The organism is Bacillus sp. DB-2 (genome assembly GCF_003315125.1).
Taxonomy (GTDB): domain Bacteria; phylum Bacillota; class Bacilli; order Bacillales; family Bacillaceae_G; genus Bacillus_A; species Bacillus_A mycoides.
Genome location: NZ_QNRN01000033.1, coordinates 1 through 14,903 on the forward strand (window position 1 = coordinate 1; position 14,903 = coordinate 14,903).

Here is a 14,903-nt window from a genome sequence, read left to right on the forward strand (position 1 = left end):
AGGATCAAACTCTCCAATAAAGTTAGTTTGTCTAGCATCTAAAAATAAAAATTGACGTTTCACGTTGTTTGTTTCGTTTAGTTTTCAAAGTTCAATGCCGCGTTTCAGCGACTTTTATAATTTAACATTTTGACTTGAATCTGTCAACAACTTTTTTCTTTCGTTCCTGACGACGCTTATTAATTTATCATATTACTAATCGGTAAGTCAACGCTTTTTTAAAAAATGCCAAAATAAATTTATCTTGGCATTATATATAGCTTAATAATCACTAATGCAGCAACACCTGGCACCCCTAATAAACTTGATACTGTAGCTGTGCCCATGTTAATTGGAATATGAAAATCGAAATATGTCCCTGCAACATTCACAATAAATAGTAACGCTATACCTAAAGTGACATGAAAGAGTGCTTTCCCTATAAAACGTATTGGTTTAGCAGAAACACCAAAAACAAGAAAAATAAAAACTAAAGCAAGAATGCCAACAATAATAATTGTAGAATTCATTTTTTCCTCCTTATGAATGACCTATACATATCCATTTGTATGGGACAAGACAAGAAAAAAGAACATCTATAACATAACTCCTACCACTTCGTCTTTATAACCTTTAATCAATAATATTTCTTCTAAGCACTAACAATTAGATACAACTAATTCCATTCCCACTTTTTCTTTCTCCTCTTTATATCCCAAAAATAAAGTAGCCCTGTTACTCACAAATAAATCTATAAAAAGCAAAAGGTCCCGCTTTAAAAAGCAGGACCTTTTACCATTGTTCCATTTTCACAGGACGACGTTTTGCTTCTTTTAACAAGAAAAAATATTTCGCCTCTGCTATTTTTAAAGAACAAAGTACATCTTGGGACGGCTCAACACTTTGTTCAACCAGTCTCTTCTGACGTAGCCATTCATTCTTTACCTTTTCTAATAATACAATTAACTTATCGTCATACTCTTTACGCAACTTACCCTTTTTTTGAAAGAACATTTTCCCTTCTCCTCTTATATCTCTCTACGGCCTTCTAAAGCTTTCGATAGTGTTACTTCATCTGCATATTCTAAATCTCCACCAACTGGCAGACCATGTGCAATACGAGTTACTTTAATTCCTGTTGGCTTTAAGAGGCGGGATATGTACATCGCTGTGGCTTCCCCTTCAATATTAGGGTTTGTTGCTAATATCACTTCTTGTACTGTTTCATCTTGCAGTCTCTTTAATAACTGCGGGATATTAATATCCTCTGGTCCAATTCCCTCCATTGGAGAAATGGCACCACGCAAAACATGATATACACCTTGGTATTCTTTCATTTTTTCCATCGCAATTACATCTTTCGGCTCTTGTACTACACAAACAACCGATTGATCCCTATGCGAATCGTCACAAATATAACAAGGATCGCGGTCAGTGATATGTCCGCACACAGAACAATACGCTAAATCTCGCTTTGCATTCACAAGTGCTTTCGCAAAACCTAGTACATCATCCTCTTTCATATCTAACACGAAGAATGCCAATCGAACCGCTGTTTTCGGTCCGATTCCTGGCAACTTCATAAAACTATCGATTAATTTTGATATCGGTTCTGGATAATGCATATATCAATATCCTCCTAGAACATTCCACCTGGTAAGTTCATGCCTTTTGTAAATTTGCCCATTGTAGAGTTTGAAAGTTCATCAACCTTTTTAAGTGCATCATTCGTTGCAGCTAATACTAAGTCTTGTAACATTTCGATATCTTCTGGATCTACAACTTCTTCTTTAATTTTCACTTCAAGAACTTGCTTATGACCATTTGCAATAACAGTAACCATTCCGCCGCCAGCTGTACCTTCAACTGTTTTTTCGCCAAGCTCTTCTTGCGCCTTCGCCATGTCTTTTTGCATCTTTTGCATTTGTTTCATCATATTATTCATATTTCCCATTCCGCCACGCATCATAATTAATTCCTCCTCATTATTATTACTCTTTTATTTCAATAAGTTCTTGCCCTACTAATTTTACAGCCTCTTCTATAAGAGGATCTTCTTTTTGTTCTGGGCTTTCTTCAGAATCCCCACCTTCGCGTTGTAAAAAGTCTTCACGAATTTTACCCCATTCACTTTTTGGGATAGCAATCATATTTAACCTTTTACTTAACAATTCAAAAAGAGTTTGTTCCAATGTATCCATCGCTTCTCGATTTTCACTAGCCATTTTGCAATGAATCTCATATTGAAATGCTAACACATAGGTATCATCCGAAGCCGCAACTGGTTCACTATTTTCTAATAAAACAGCAAATGCTACTTTGTTATGTGACTTGAGCCTTCCTAATAATTCGCCCCATACAGCTTTTAACTGTTCTAAATCTTGACGCTTCGCTTGCTTTAACACTTCATTCACACGTCCAACAGGAATTTTCATACTTCCTGTTCGTACCGGTTTTGGTGTTGCCCGCGTCTCTCTTACTTCCTGCTGCACACCAGCTGGCACGCCATTCTTTTTAACTTGCTCTAACTCTTTCTCCAGCTGCTGCATCCTATTCATAATCGCTTGTAAACGATCTGCGCCGTTTGCTTGCATCATAAATTGCTGACACAGTTGCACCATAACAACTTCCAAGAATATTCTTGGATGGTTTGTCCACTTCATCTCCTGTTGTCCCTTACTAAGGGTATGAATAATTTCATAGATTACTTCCGGTTGCATTTCTTCACTTAACGTACGGAATTGATCATCTACAATTACCCGTTCCAACATATGTTCTAATTGTGGTGAAGTTTGATATAAAAGCATATCACGATAGTAGTAAATGAAATCCTCCATAAAGCGAACTGGATCTTTCCCTTTACTCATCATCTCATCTATAATACGTAACGCTCTTGATACATCATTTTCACGTATACATTCTACCAGGTCACCCAAATATCGCTGAGATACAGATCCTGTTACAGCTAAAACATCTTCACTCGTCACCGTCTCATCACTATAAGAAATAGCTTGATCAATAAGACTGAGCGCATCACGCATACCACCTTCGGCGGCACGCGCTACGATTTGTAACGCTTCATCTTCTACTTGCGTACCTTCATTTGTCACGACCGTCGATAATCTCTCAACGATATCATTTACTGATATCTTTCGAAACTCAAAACGCTGACAACGCGAAATAATTGTAGCTGGAATTTTATGCGGTTCTGTTGTCGCCAGAATAAAAATAACATGTCCTGGCGGCTCTTCTAAAGTTTTCAAAAGCGCATTAAAGGCACCCATAGAAAGCATGTGAACTTCATCAATAATGTATACTTTATATCCTACAGCACTTGGAGCATATTTTACTTTATCTCTTATATCTCGAATTTCATCTACACCGTTATTTGAAGCCGCATCAATTTCTAATACATCTGAAATAGACCCTTGTGTAATTCCTAAACAAGAAGGACATTCATTACAAGGTTCAGCTACCGGGGCGTGTTCACAGTTAATTGCCTTTGCAAATACTTTTGCAATTGTCGTTTTCCCTGTTCCCCTCGGACCCGAAAACAAATAAGCATGTGAAGCTTTCTCTTGAAGAAGGGCATTTTGCAACGTTTTTGTCACGTGCTTTTGACCGACTACATCTTCGAATTTTTGCGGTCTCCATGTTCGGTATAACGCTTGGTATGACACGAAAATACGGCCTCCCTCAAAGGTTATTATCTTATTTATTATAACCCATTCTGTTTATAGATTCCAAAAGTTATTTTCCATACAAAAAACTCACCTTTATATAAAGGTGAGTTTTGTATACATATATAACTGCCGTGCACCTTCTGTCGATTACGTACCATAAGCGTTACTCAAGCAGTTAGCTCGGTTCAGGCACTCCTGCGGCACACGAGAAAACCCGCTTATTGCTGCTTCCTTCCGGACCTGACAAGGTTCACGGGGTCCCGTTGCGCAGGACCCAAACGTCAACACCACTTACTTAAGGCAGACCTTACAGCAGCATAACCTCGAGAAGGGATTCAGCCTCGCTAGAGCGGATTGCGAGTATAGGGCACCGCTACCTCCCCGCTTAGCACGGCAAAGTTAAAACCAATATTCGGTTGCCTTGGATAAGGCATTATCAGTATAACTTGTTTTTTTACAAAATGCAAATACGTTAGTTACCATTACTTTTCTCTAGTTTTTTCACTTCTTTTCTTTTCTTACGAAGCTCCCTAAAAAAAATCGTTAACAACGTACCACATTCCTCTTCAAGTACACCAGCCACTACTTCACACTGATGATTAAAACGCTCATCAGTTAAAAGATTCATCAACGTACCTGCACATCCGCCTTTCGGATCGCTCGCACCATATACAACCCGTTTTATACGCGATAAAACAATTCCCCCTGCACACATTGGACAAGGTTCTAATGTTACATATAACGTTGCATCTTCTAAACGCCATGTCCCTAATTTTTTGCAAGCTTCATCAATAGCTAAGAGCTCGGCGTGAGCTATTGATCTCTGTTCAGTTTCTCTTAAGTTATGTGCGACACTAATCACTTCACCATCTAGCACAATTACAGCACCAATTGGTACCTCTTGTATCGCCTCCGCCTTCTTCGCTTCCTCTATTGCTAACTGCATAAAATATATATCTCGCTCCATAATATAGTCCTTTCACCAAAAATAAAATACACTTTTTCATTTCTTGCAGGTGGGATAACTTTTACAAATTCAATCCAACCTAAAGAAGAAAGAGAGGGAATTACATATGAAAAATACTGCCTTACTCATTATCGATATGATTAATGATTTTCAATTCTCCCACGGACCCATCCTGGCACAGAAATGTGAAATTATAAAGAACCCCATTTTACAATTAAAGGACACCATGAAATCATTGGGCTATCCAATAATTTATGTCAATGATCACTATCAACTTTGGAGATCTGATATTGATCAACTTATCACTCATTGTACAAATGAGTATAGTAAAAATATTATCGAGGCCATTGCTCCGCATACTGACGATTATATTTTTATTAAACCACATTACTCTGCTTTTTATGAAACACCTTTGAATTCTTTATTAGGTTATTTAAAAATCGAAAATCTCATTTTAACAGGAATTGCCGGGAACATATGCATCCTTTTTACAGCTAATGATGCCCATATGAGAAATTATACACTTTATGTACCACGGGATTGCATCGCTTCTAATAACGAGCAAGATAATGAACATGCTTTAAAAATAATGGAAGCCACATTAAAGGCAAATATTGTACCGTCATCCCAAATAAAATTTAATTAATACATATCTATTTTCTAACTTTTTATATCAAATTAGTCCGCTCGCTCTCCTCTTGTGCTACAATAATTCTGTTTTGTGTTTTTAGTAGTCACGGTAAATCACTGATTGAAAGGAGGAAACAGCGTGACCGGAGTACCATTTATCACGGTTGAAGGACCAATTGGTGTTGGAAAAACTTCACTTGCGAAGGAACTTTCAACTCACATGCAACTCCACTTACTAAAAGAGATTGTTGATGAAAATCCTTTTTTAGGAAAATTCTACGAAGACATCGACGAATGGAGTTTTCAAACAGAGATGTTCTTTCTTTGTAATAGATACAAACAACTAGAGGATATTAACATAAAGTATTTGAATCAAAGAAAGCCTGTAGTAGCAGATTATCATATATTTAAAAATTTAATTTTTGCATCCCGTACATTAAAAGATTCTCAATACGATAAATACATGCAAATTTATCGCATTCTTACGCAAGATATGCCTGTACCAAATGTCATCGTTTATTTAACAGCAAGCCTAGAAACATTACAAAAACGAATTGCCATGCGCGGAAGAGAATTCGAAAAAAATATGGATCCAAATTACTTGCTACAGCTTACAAAAGATTACGAAACAGCAATGAATGCTTTCAAAAAGGACCATCCGGATATTCCGGTATTAAAATTTAATGGAGACGATATGGATTTTGTAAGCAATCCTGATGATTTAAATGTCATCTTATCAGCTCTTCAAAATACTCTCTTGAAGGAGTCGAAATAACAATGAATTTAAGGCAAAAATATGATATACCAAATGATGCAGTTATCACTATTGCTGGAACAGTAGGTGTCGGTAAATCAACTATGACAACTGCATTGGCTAACGCTTTAGGTTATCGTACATCTTTTGAAAAAGTAGATTCCAACCCATATTTGGACAAGTTCTATGCTGATTTCACACGCTGGAGCTTTCACTTACAAGTTTACTTTTTAGCAGAACGATTTAAAGAACAAAAAAGAATTTTCGAATATGGTGGCGGTTTTGTTCAAGACCGTTCTATCTATGAGGACACTGGTATTTTCGCAAAAATGCATTACGAAAAGGGTACAATGACTGAAACTGATTATGAAACATACAAAGGTTTATTTGATGCTATGGTCATGACTCCTTACTTCCCTCATCCAGACTTATTAATTTACCTAGAAGGTTCTTTTGATGATATTGTCGATCGTATTCAAGAACGAGGACGTCCCATGGAGCAGCAAACACCAATTGAATATTGGAAAGAGATGCATGGACGTTACGATAACTGGATTAATAACTTTAATTCATGCCCTGTTTTACGATTAAACATTAATGAATACGATATTTTAAAAGATGGCGATTCAATCGAACCAATCATTAAAAAAATTGGACATTTTTTAAAACAAACACGTAAACTTGTAAAATAAAAAACCCGTGCATATGCACGGGTTTTCCTATGAAATTACTTTTTCTTTTTTGTCGGAGCAATAATTTCACTCTCTGGCTTTCCTGCATTAATACGCTGACGAACAGTACTCGTACTAATATCATATGTTTCAGCAATCTCTTTAACAGTCAATTCTTTCCCATTAATTACTGCTGTTAGTAATTTCCCTGTACGTTTTGGAGTTACTTCTTTTTGCACAGCTGGTTTTTCAGCTTCTTTTGGTACCTCTACTTTTTTTGCAACCTGTTTTACATCACAAGTGCAACCACAAAGTTTACGGAATGTATCATCACTTATAATGCGCGACACATTTGCACCACTGTTTAAAATTCTATTGTTCTTACAGACAGGACATTGTACATAATATAAAGTTTTTCCATCTAAAGGAAACGTTTGTATAATAAGATCCATGTTAACTCCTTTCATATCTATGAAGATAATCATCGGAATATGAGTGTGTAATAAGGACACTATATCCTTACATCATACTTTATGATTGGTTTTAAAATAAAAACTCGTTACGTGTTGGTAACGAGTTCTCCAATCTCCACTTATATGCGCTGTTGTCAATTATATCTGGAGGAGGTAGAGGGATTCGAACCCCCGCGCGACTCTCGCCGCCTGTCGGTTTTCAAGACCGATCCCTTCAGCCAGACTTGGGTATACCTCCATATTGACATCAAATATAATATCAAAAGAAAAACAGTTAGTCAACCCTACTATAATAAATTATGAGGAAAGGAAAATTTTACTTCCCCTCTCCTTTATGACACTGCTGACAACGTCCATAATTACCAATCACTCATACCGATGAATGTTTTAACTTATTTAATAACTGTTTTTCCTCCCATATAAGGGCGAAGAACTTCTGGAATTATAATTGTACCATCTTCTTGTTGGTAGTTCTCTAAAATAGCTGCCACTGTACGTCCAATTGCAAGACCAGATCCATTTAGTGTATGAACATGTTCCGGTTTGCCATTTGGCTCACGACGGAAACGGATATTCGCGCGTCTCGCTTGGAATGCCTCAAAATTACTACAAGAAGAAATTTCACGATATGTACCATAGCTTGGAATCCATACTTCAATATCGTATTTCTTCGCTGCTGTAAATCCTAAATCTCCTGTACACATGCTCATAACGCGATATGGCAACTCTAATAATTGTAACACGCGCTCTGCATCATTTGTTAATTTTTCTAACTCTTCGTAAGAATCTTCTGGTTTCACGAACTTAACAAGTTCAACTTTATTAAATTGGTGTTGGCGAATTAAACCACGTGTATCACGACCAGCTGAACCTGCTTCAGAACGGAAGCATGAGCTAAACGCAGCATATCGTATCGGCAATTGCTCTTTACTCACAATCTCATCACGATGCATATTCGTTACAGGTACTTCAGCTGTCGGGATTAGGAAATAATCTTCACTTTCAATACGGAATGCATCTTCTTCAAACTTCGGAAGTTGTCCTGTTCCTGTCATACTTGCACGGTTTACCATATAAGGAGGCAATACTTCCTCATATCCATGCTCATCAGTATGAAGGTCAAGCATAAAGCTAATCAAAGCACGTTCTAATCTTGCACCAGCACCTTTGTAAAATACAAATCGGCTTCCTGTTACTTTCCCAGCACGTTCAAAATCTAGAATCCCTAAATCAGTAGCAAGATCCCAATGCGGTTTTGGCTCATAAGTAAATTCTTTCACTTCTCCCCAAGTACGTGCTACTACGTTATCATCCTCTGTTTCACCTATTGGAGCAGATTCATGAGGGATATTTGGGATAGATAGCATTAATCTTTCTAAATCTTCTTCAACTGTACGAAGCTCATTATCAAGATCTTTTACTTTTTCCCCAACTTCACGCATTTCTAGAATTAGAGCTTCCGCATCTTTCTTTTCACGCTTTAATACTGAAATTTGTTGAGATACTTCGTTACGTTTACTTTTTAGTTCTTCTGTTTGAACAAGTAGCTCTCTTCTTCTCGTATCAAGTTCTTCAAAGCGACCAAAATCCGTTAAATCTTCGCCTCTATGCTGTAATTTTGCCTTTACTTCTTCAAAATTCGTACGTAAAAATTTAATATCAAGCATTATATACTCCTCCTTTTATTTTATAAAACACAAAAAACTCCCGTCCCTATACAAAGGGACGGGAGTTAACCCGCGTTGCCACCCTAGTTGAAAGCATTACCGCTTTCCTCTCAAGTAGAAATAACGGCTCTTCACCGGGAATGTTTACTAATCAAAAGATATTCCACATTCCATTCCAGGATGGATTCACAAACTGTTTCTATCGATTTCCACCAACCATCGACTCTCTATAAGAAACAACATTTGTTACTACTTCCTATCAACACGCTTATTTTATAAAATTGTTATCATCAATTTACTATAATCTTATACAAGTTGCAAGTTACTTATACAACTTTTTTCATTTTCGCTTCTTTTACCATTTCTACAAAGTATGCTGTTACACGATGATCATCCGTTAATTCCGGATGGAAAGAAGCAGCTAAAAACGGCCCCTGCCTTACCGCTACCATTCGCTCGCCATGCATAGAAAGTACTTCAACATCATCAGCTACATTTACAACATACGGAGCACGGATAAATACACCAACAAAGTCTTCTCCCACACCTTTCATTGAAAGTGCAGCTTCAAAACTATCTTTTTGGCGTCCGAACGCATTGCGCTCAACCGTAATATCCATAGCACCAATATGTGCTTCTTCATAGCCAATAAGTGTTTTCGCAAGAAGAATCATTCCTGCACATGTACCAAACATTGGTTTACCAGACTTCGCAAATGTACGAAGAGGCTCCATGAAAGCATACTTATCAATAAGACGGCGCATTGTTGTACTTTCACCGCCTGGTAAAATAAGACCATCAATCTCTTCAAGTTGCTCTATACGCTTTACAACAACAGCTTCTGCACCACTTTCCTCAACTGATTTTACATGCTCACGAACTGCACCTTGAAGACCTAGCACACCGATTTTCACCATTTTAAAGATCTCCTTTAATTACCATCCACGCTCTTGCATGCGTTGTTCTGGTAATAACGTTGAAATTTCGATACCTTTCATTGCATTACCTAATCCTTTAGAAAGGCTTGCAATTAGTTCGTAATCTTCATAATGAGTCGTTGCCTCAACGATTGCACGTGCAAATTTCTCTGGGTTCTCTGATTTGAAGATACCAGATCCAACAAATACACCATCAGCACCAAGTTGCATCATTAACGCTGCATCTGCTGGTGTTGCTACACCACCTGCTGCAAAGTTTACAACTGGCAGGCGACCAAGGCGTTTAATTTCAAGTAGTACTTCATAAGGAGCACCAGTATTTTTTGCATATGTCATTAACTCATCTTCACGTAGACTTGCAACTTGACGGATTTCTGCATTGACTTGGCGCATATGACGCACTGCCTCTACAATGTTTCCTGTTCCAGGTTCACCTTTTGTACGAAGCATAGCTGCACCTTCTGCAATACGACGTGCAGCTTCTCCGATATCGCGGCAACCACATACAAACGGAACTGTGTAATCACGTTTATTTAAATGGTATACTTCATCAGCAGGAGTCAATACTTCACTCTCATCGATATAGTCTACCCCTAATGATTCTAATACACGTGCTTCTACAAGGTGACCGATACGACATTTTGCCATAACCGGAATTGATACAGCACCCATAACTTCTTCAACAATTGTTGGATCTGCCATACGAGAAACGCCACCTGCTGCACGAATATCTGCAGGTACACGCTCTAATGCCATAACAGCAACTGCGCCTGCCTCTTCTGCAATCCTTGCTTGCTCAGCGTTAACTACGTCCATAATAACGCCGCCTTTTTGCATTTCTGCCATTCCACGTTTTACACGTTCTGTCCCTGTTACATTTGTCATGTACAAAAACCCCCCTAGGTGAATTGCTTTCCCCGTTAAAGAAGAAAATTAAGAATACTCTTACATTCTACCATTAACTATCTGATGCTTGTCTACTACTTTTTCATAAAGTCGGTATGAAAAATAGGAATAAGAAAAAGCTCCTACAATGAGGAGCTTTTAAAACCAACCTTTTACTGTATCAATAGCACCATTCCACATACCACTAAAGAAAGAACCAATTCCGCGCATAGAACGTGTAAACCAGCCTGCCTCTTCTACTTCAGATTTTGTTACAAGGTCTACTTGTAATGATTTTCCTGATAAAAATCCAGGATCATTACTATCTTTAGACGTTACAACCATTTGTCCAAGTGCAACTCCCTTTTTCAGAGGTGCTTCTTGTCCCTTATTTCCTTCTTTAAATTCTGTTTTATAAACGTCTTTACTTCCCTTTGGCATCGGAAGTGAAACAGCTTGCTTCGTTTGAACTGCTACATCTTTATCTTTCGCATTTTCAACTCTTACTGTTTCTTTTCCTTTGACCGAAGAACCTTTTTCATACATTTTCTTCATTTCAAAGTTAGCAAAGCCATAATCATATAATTTCTTCGTCTCATCGAAACGCGCTGTATGAGAACTTGTTTTAATAACTACAGAAATAAAACGCATACCGTTTCGTTCAACCGTACCAGTGAAGCAGTCCCCTGCTTCTGGAGTTGATCCTGTTTTTAGACCATCTACTCCGTCATATTCTTTAACTAAACCCTTTAACATCCAGTTCCAGTTCGACATCCCAAATTTCTCTTTTTCTGGACGGAAAACTTTTTTCGGGATTTTTGCTGTATCTAACACTTTTGGATAATCTTTAATTAAATGTTGCGCTAAAGTTGCAACATCCTTCGCAGACATTTTATTTTCTTCATCCGGTGTTGTACCTTCAGGATGCATCCCTTTTAAATCTTTGTTCGTTAAACCCGTAGAATTAACAAATTTATAATTTTTCAATCCTAGTTCTTTCGCTTTATCATTCATCATTTTTACGAAATCTACTTCTTTACCTGCAATTGCTTCTGCTAATGCAATTGTTGCACCATTTGCAGAAAAGATTGCCATTGCCTCGTATAACTCTTTTACTGTGTACAGGCCACCATTTTCTAATGCAACATTTGATAATGAAGCATCTTGTGAAATCTTATATGCATATTCAGAAACCTTAATTTTTTGATCCCACTTAAGTTTTCCTTTATCCACTGCTTCATGAACTAAATATTCACTCATCATCTTTGTCATACTAGCAATTGATAATAATTCATCTGCATTCTTTTGATATACAATTTTTCCAGAATTCGCTTCAACTAAAATCGCTGCACCTGCTTCAATGTTTAAAGCAGCTGCTGTTTCTGCTGATGCATTGCTATATGGTGCAAACATGCTACAAGCTATTGTAAGCACTGTTACCAACGCAATGAATCTTTTGCAAAACATACCTTTCACTTTTGCTACCCCCAATATCTATGTACTCACATAACCGTTATTCTAACATAATCAAAAAAAAATAGACAGAGATATCAAATCTCTGTCTATTTGTATATAAGACATTACAATGAGTAGTTTGGAGCCTCTTTTGTAATCTGTACGTGATGAGGATGGCTTTCACGTAAACCAGCACCTGACATACGAATGAACTGTGCATTCTCACGTAAGAATTCTAAATTCTGCGCTCCGCAATATCCCATACCTGCACGTAATCCACCAACTAATTGATGAACTGTATCTGCTAAAGGTCCTTTATATGGTACGCGTCCTTCAATACCTTCAGGAACAAGTTTTTTGTTTCCTTCTTGGAAGTAACGATCTTTACTTCCTTTTTCCATCGCTCCAACAGAACCCATACCACGATATACTTTAAATTGGCGACCTTGGTAAATTTCAGTTTCTCCAGGGCTTTCAGCAACACCAGCAAACATACTACCTAGCATAACAACGTGTGCTCCTGCTGCTAAAGCTTTAACCATATCACCAGAGTACTTAACACCGCCATCAGCAATAACTGGAATACCGTGTTTACGAGCTTCTGTTGCACAATCATAAACTGCTGTTAATTGTGGTACACCAACACCAGCTACAACACGCGTTGTACAAATAGAACCTGGTCCAATACCAACTTTAACTACGTTTGCACCAGCCTCAATTAATGCTTTCGTTGCTTCAGCTGTAGCAACATTTCCAGCGATAATATTTAGTGCTGGATATTTCGCACGAACTTCTTTTACTTTTTCAATAACACCTTTAGAATGCCCATGAGCTGTATCAAGTACAATTGCATCTACACTCGCTTTTACTAATGCATCGATACGAAGCATAGCATCAGCCGTTACACCAACAGCTGCTCCAACTAATAAGCGTCCCTGCTTATCTTTAGCAGAGTTTGGGAATTCAATTACTTTTTCAATATCTTTTATTGTAATAAGCCCTTGTAATACACCGTTATTATCAACAAGAGGGAGCTTTTCAATTTTATACTTTTGTAGGATTTTTTCAGCTTCTTCCAGTGTAGTACCAACTGGAGCTGTAATTAACTGTTCTTTTGTCATTACGTCAGAAATTTTGATTGAGTAGTCTTGGATGAAACGCATATCACGGTTTGTAATAATACCAACTAATTTTCGCTCATCTAAATTATTTACAACTGGTACACCTGAGATACGATATTTTCCCATAAGATGTTCTGCATCATATACTTGATGTTCTGGAGTTAAGAAGAAAGGATCTGAAATAACGCCGCTTTCAGAGCGCTTTACTTTATCAACTTGCTCTGCCTGTTGCTCAATAGACATATTCTTATGAATAATTCCTAAACCGCCTTGGCGAGCCATTGCAATAGCCATGTCAGCTTCTGTTACTGTATCCATTCCTGCACTAATTAACGGGATGTTTAACTGTAAGCTTTCAGATAAAACTGTTTTAACACTTACTTCTCTTGGTAATATATCTGACCTCGCTGGTACAAGTAATACATCATCAAAAGTCAAACCTTCTTTAACAAATTTAGATTCCCACATAATTGTTCCCCCCATGATACCAGAAATTATTATTAGTAGCTTATCAATTGGTTAAAATACTGTCAAGGACGTATATATATGTTAGAATTTTTAGACAATAAAAGGAGCGTAATATATGCATCAAACACATTGTACTTGGCAGCAATTAAGTTTCTTTTTTTCATCTCAAAATGTACAACGTTATCTTGCCCGTTGTTATGAAAAATCCTCCATACAAGATGCTGAAAAAAAAAGTTTTGAAAATTGTTATCCATTTATTTATTACTTAGAACACGGTAAAAATTATTATGAATTATATAAAACAGCGCCATTTTCCATTCAGCCAATGCTGTTATTTTATGGGATGGGGCAACTTTTTAAAGCCTGTTTATTAACTATTAATCCAAACTATCCAGAATCAACAACCGTTTTAGCACATGGAGTGACAACCCGTAAACGAAAAAAACAAGGATATCAATTTTTAGAAGATGAAGTGAAAATACAGAAAAATGGACTATTTACTCACGTGGCAGAACAACTGTTTCACATGAAACACTTAGAAACAGAAAAGTTTAATATGTTAGAGCTAATGGGGAAAATCCCTGAATTACAACATTTATTTCGCTATAGTCAAAAAGGAACAACATTATATAAAATTGATTCAACAAATAAAAATGAACTCTCTTTTTCAGTCAACATACTAGATCGACTACATATGACCAAAGAGAGATTTTCTCGTTACATCGAAACAGCTTGTAAGCATTTATCAATACAACACGTACCTGAGAAAAACAATGAATTAAATGTGTTTTTTTCAGCACCTATTCAATCATGGAATCCTATGTATAGCACACCTTTATACTATGAGCATCTTACTGACACGTATTATTTACCACTTACGACTGACCCTAGAAACTCTAAGCCAGTGTTGCCTGAGCTCCTTGTTCATTATTTATTGCTCTATAATTTAAGTATGATTTCTAGGTATGAAACAGATTGGTGGTATGACTTACTTGGAAGCTATGGATCTGAAGATTATCCGTTTATTTATCAATTTCTCAATATTTCTGCTCAAAAAATCCCTTACTATATTTCAGCATTTTTACTAGCAGAACCGGGCCTATTTCATGGGAAATAAAAAAAACACGAGTCAAATGACTCGTGTTTTTAGCTTGCTTGGCGACGTCCTACTCTCACAGGGACAAGGTCCCAACTACCATCGGCGCTAGAGAG

General features: G+C 37.2%; 16 protein-coding genes, 1 tRNA gene, 1 other RNA gene and 1 other annotated feature. Of the genes, 4 read left to right on the forward strand and 14 right to left on the reverse strand.

All coding sequences use genetic code 11. The annotated features are described in order from the left end of the window. Positions 1-239 precede the first annotated feature (239 nt). The 7 genes from DET63_RS29750 to tadA all read right to left on the reverse strand — a co-directional run bounded on the left by DET63_RS29750 (position 240) and on the right by tadA (position 4,629). Entirely contained in the window at positions 240-509 is a 270-nt protein-coding gene (locus DET63_RS29750) for a pro-sigmaK processing inhibitor BofA family protein (protein ID WP_002063354.1), read from the reverse strand. 262 nt (positions 510-771) lie between these two features. Continuing rightward, on the reverse strand, positions 772-993 hold the full coding sequence (locus DET63_RS29755; protein ID WP_002009631.1) for a YaaL family protein: 222 nt from the start codon (positions 991-993) through the stop codon (positions 772-774). A gap of 14 nt (positions 994-1,007) precedes the next feature. Beyond that, on the reverse strand, positions 1,008-1,604 hold the full coding sequence (gene recR / locus DET63_RS29760; RefSeq protein ID WP_002009629.1) for a recombination protein RecR: 597 nt from the start codon (positions 1,602-1,604) through the stop codon (positions 1,008-1,010). A 14-nt stretch (positions 1,605-1,618) separates the two neighbouring features. Beyond that, positions 1,619-1,945, reverse strand: a complete 327-nt coding sequence (locus tag DET63_RS29765; protein WP_170935248.1) for a YbaB/EbfC family nucleoid-associated protein — start codon at positions 1,943-1,945, stop codon at positions 1,619-1,621. Between the two features lie 25 nt (positions 1,946-1,970). Further along, on the reverse strand, positions 1,971-3,659 hold the full coding sequence (gene dnaX / locus DET63_RS29770; RefSeq protein ID WP_002029302.1) for a DNA polymerase III subunit gamma/tau: 1,689 nt from the start codon (positions 3,657-3,659) through the stop codon (positions 1,971-1,973). A 132-nt stretch (positions 3,660-3,791) separates the two neighbouring features. Continuing rightward, positions 3,792-4,056: signal recognition particle sRNA large type (ffs, locus tag DET63_RS29775), an RNA gene on the reverse strand. A gap of 78 nt (positions 4,057-4,134) precedes the next feature. After that, positions 4,135-4,629, reverse strand: coding sequence for a tRNA adenosine(34) deaminase TadA (gene tadA / locus DET63_RS29780; protein WP_002063356.1), 495 nt, complete (start codon positions 4,627-4,629; stop codon positions 4,135-4,137). Between the two features lie 106 nt (positions 4,630-4,735). Here tadA and DET63_RS29785 point away from each other — a divergent pair, with 106 nt between their 5' ends. The 3 genes from DET63_RS29785 (at position 4,736) to DET63_RS29795 (ending at position 6,705) form a co-directional block, all read left to right on the forward strand. Further along, positions 4,736-5,275 carry a cysteine hydrolase family protein gene (locus DET63_RS29785; RefSeq protein ID WP_002130738.1) on the forward strand — a complete coding sequence of 180 codons (540 nt, stop codon included), beginning with the start codon at positions 4,736-4,738 and terminating at the stop codon, positions 5,273-5,275. Between the two features lie 123 nt (positions 5,276-5,398). Further along, entirely contained in the window at positions 5,399-6,034 is a 636-nt protein-coding gene (locus DET63_RS29790; RefSeq protein WP_113938637.1) for a deoxynucleoside kinase, read from the forward strand. A gap of 2 nt (positions 6,035-6,036) precedes the next feature. Beyond that, the gene (locus DET63_RS29795) at positions 6,037-6,705 is read left to right on the forward strand and encodes a deoxynucleoside kinase (RefSeq protein WP_002009620.1); all 669 of its coding nucleotides are present in this window, start codon (positions 6,037-6,039) and stop codon (positions 6,703-6,705) included. A 35-nt stretch (positions 6,706-6,740) separates the two neighbouring features. On the opposite strand, the gene DET63_RS29800 is transcribed toward DET63_RS29795, so the two are convergent. From DET63_RS29800 to guaB, 7 genes are all read right to left on the reverse strand, one after another. Continuing rightward, positions 6,741-7,136, reverse strand: a complete 396-nt coding sequence (locus DET63_RS29800; RefSeq protein WP_002029297.1) for a sigma factor-like helix-turn-helix DNA-binding protein — start codon at positions 7,134-7,136, stop codon at positions 6,741-6,743. A gap of 166 nt (positions 7,137-7,302) precedes the next feature. Further along, positions 7,303-7,395 (reverse strand) — tRNA-Ser (locus DET63_RS29805). Positions 7,396-7,549: 154 nt separating this feature from the next. Then, complete coding sequence (serS, locus tag DET63_RS29810; RefSeq protein ID WP_002009617.1) at positions 7,550-8,824, reverse strand: serine--tRNA ligase; 1,275 nt, start codon at positions 8,822-8,824, stop codon at positions 7,550-7,552. A gap of 51 nt (positions 8,825-8,875) precedes the next feature. After that, positions 8,876-9,096: a binding site (T-box leader), on the reverse strand. A gap of 54 nt (positions 9,097-9,150) precedes the next feature. After that, positions 9,151-9,741 (reverse strand): pyridoxal 5'-phosphate synthase glutaminase subunit PdxT, encoded by a 591-nt coding sequence (gene pdxT / locus DET63_RS29815; RefSeq protein ID WP_113938638.1) that lies wholly within the window; start codon positions 9,739-9,741, stop codon positions 9,151-9,153. An 18-nt stretch (positions 9,742-9,759) separates the two neighbouring features. Beyond that, the gene (gene pdxS, locus DET63_RS29820; RefSeq protein WP_002009615.1) at positions 9,760-10,647 is read right to left on the reverse strand and encodes a pyridoxal 5'-phosphate synthase lyase subunit PdxS; all 888 of its coding nucleotides are present in this window, start codon (positions 10,645-10,647) and stop codon (positions 9,760-9,762) included. 159 nt (positions 10,648-10,806) lie between these two features. Beyond that, on the reverse strand, positions 10,807-12,114 hold the full coding sequence (locus DET63_RS29825; protein ID WP_142675696.1) for a serine hydrolase: 1,308 nt from the start codon (positions 12,112-12,114) through the stop codon (positions 10,807-10,809). Positions 12,115-12,227: 113 nt separating this feature from the next. Then, entirely contained in the window at positions 12,228-13,691 is a 1,464-nt protein-coding gene (gene guaB, locus DET63_RS29830) for an IMP dehydrogenase (protein WP_002107266.1), read from the reverse strand. 115 nt (positions 13,692-13,806) lie between these two features. On the opposite strand from guaB, the gene DET63_RS29835 reads away from it, so the two are divergent. Next, the gene (locus DET63_RS29835) at positions 13,807-14,808 is read left to right on the forward strand and encodes a YaaC family protein (RefSeq protein WP_113938640.1); all 1,002 of its coding nucleotides are present in this window, start codon (positions 13,807-13,809) and stop codon (positions 14,806-14,808) included. The last annotated feature ends 95 nt before the right edge of the window (positions 14,809-14,903 follow it).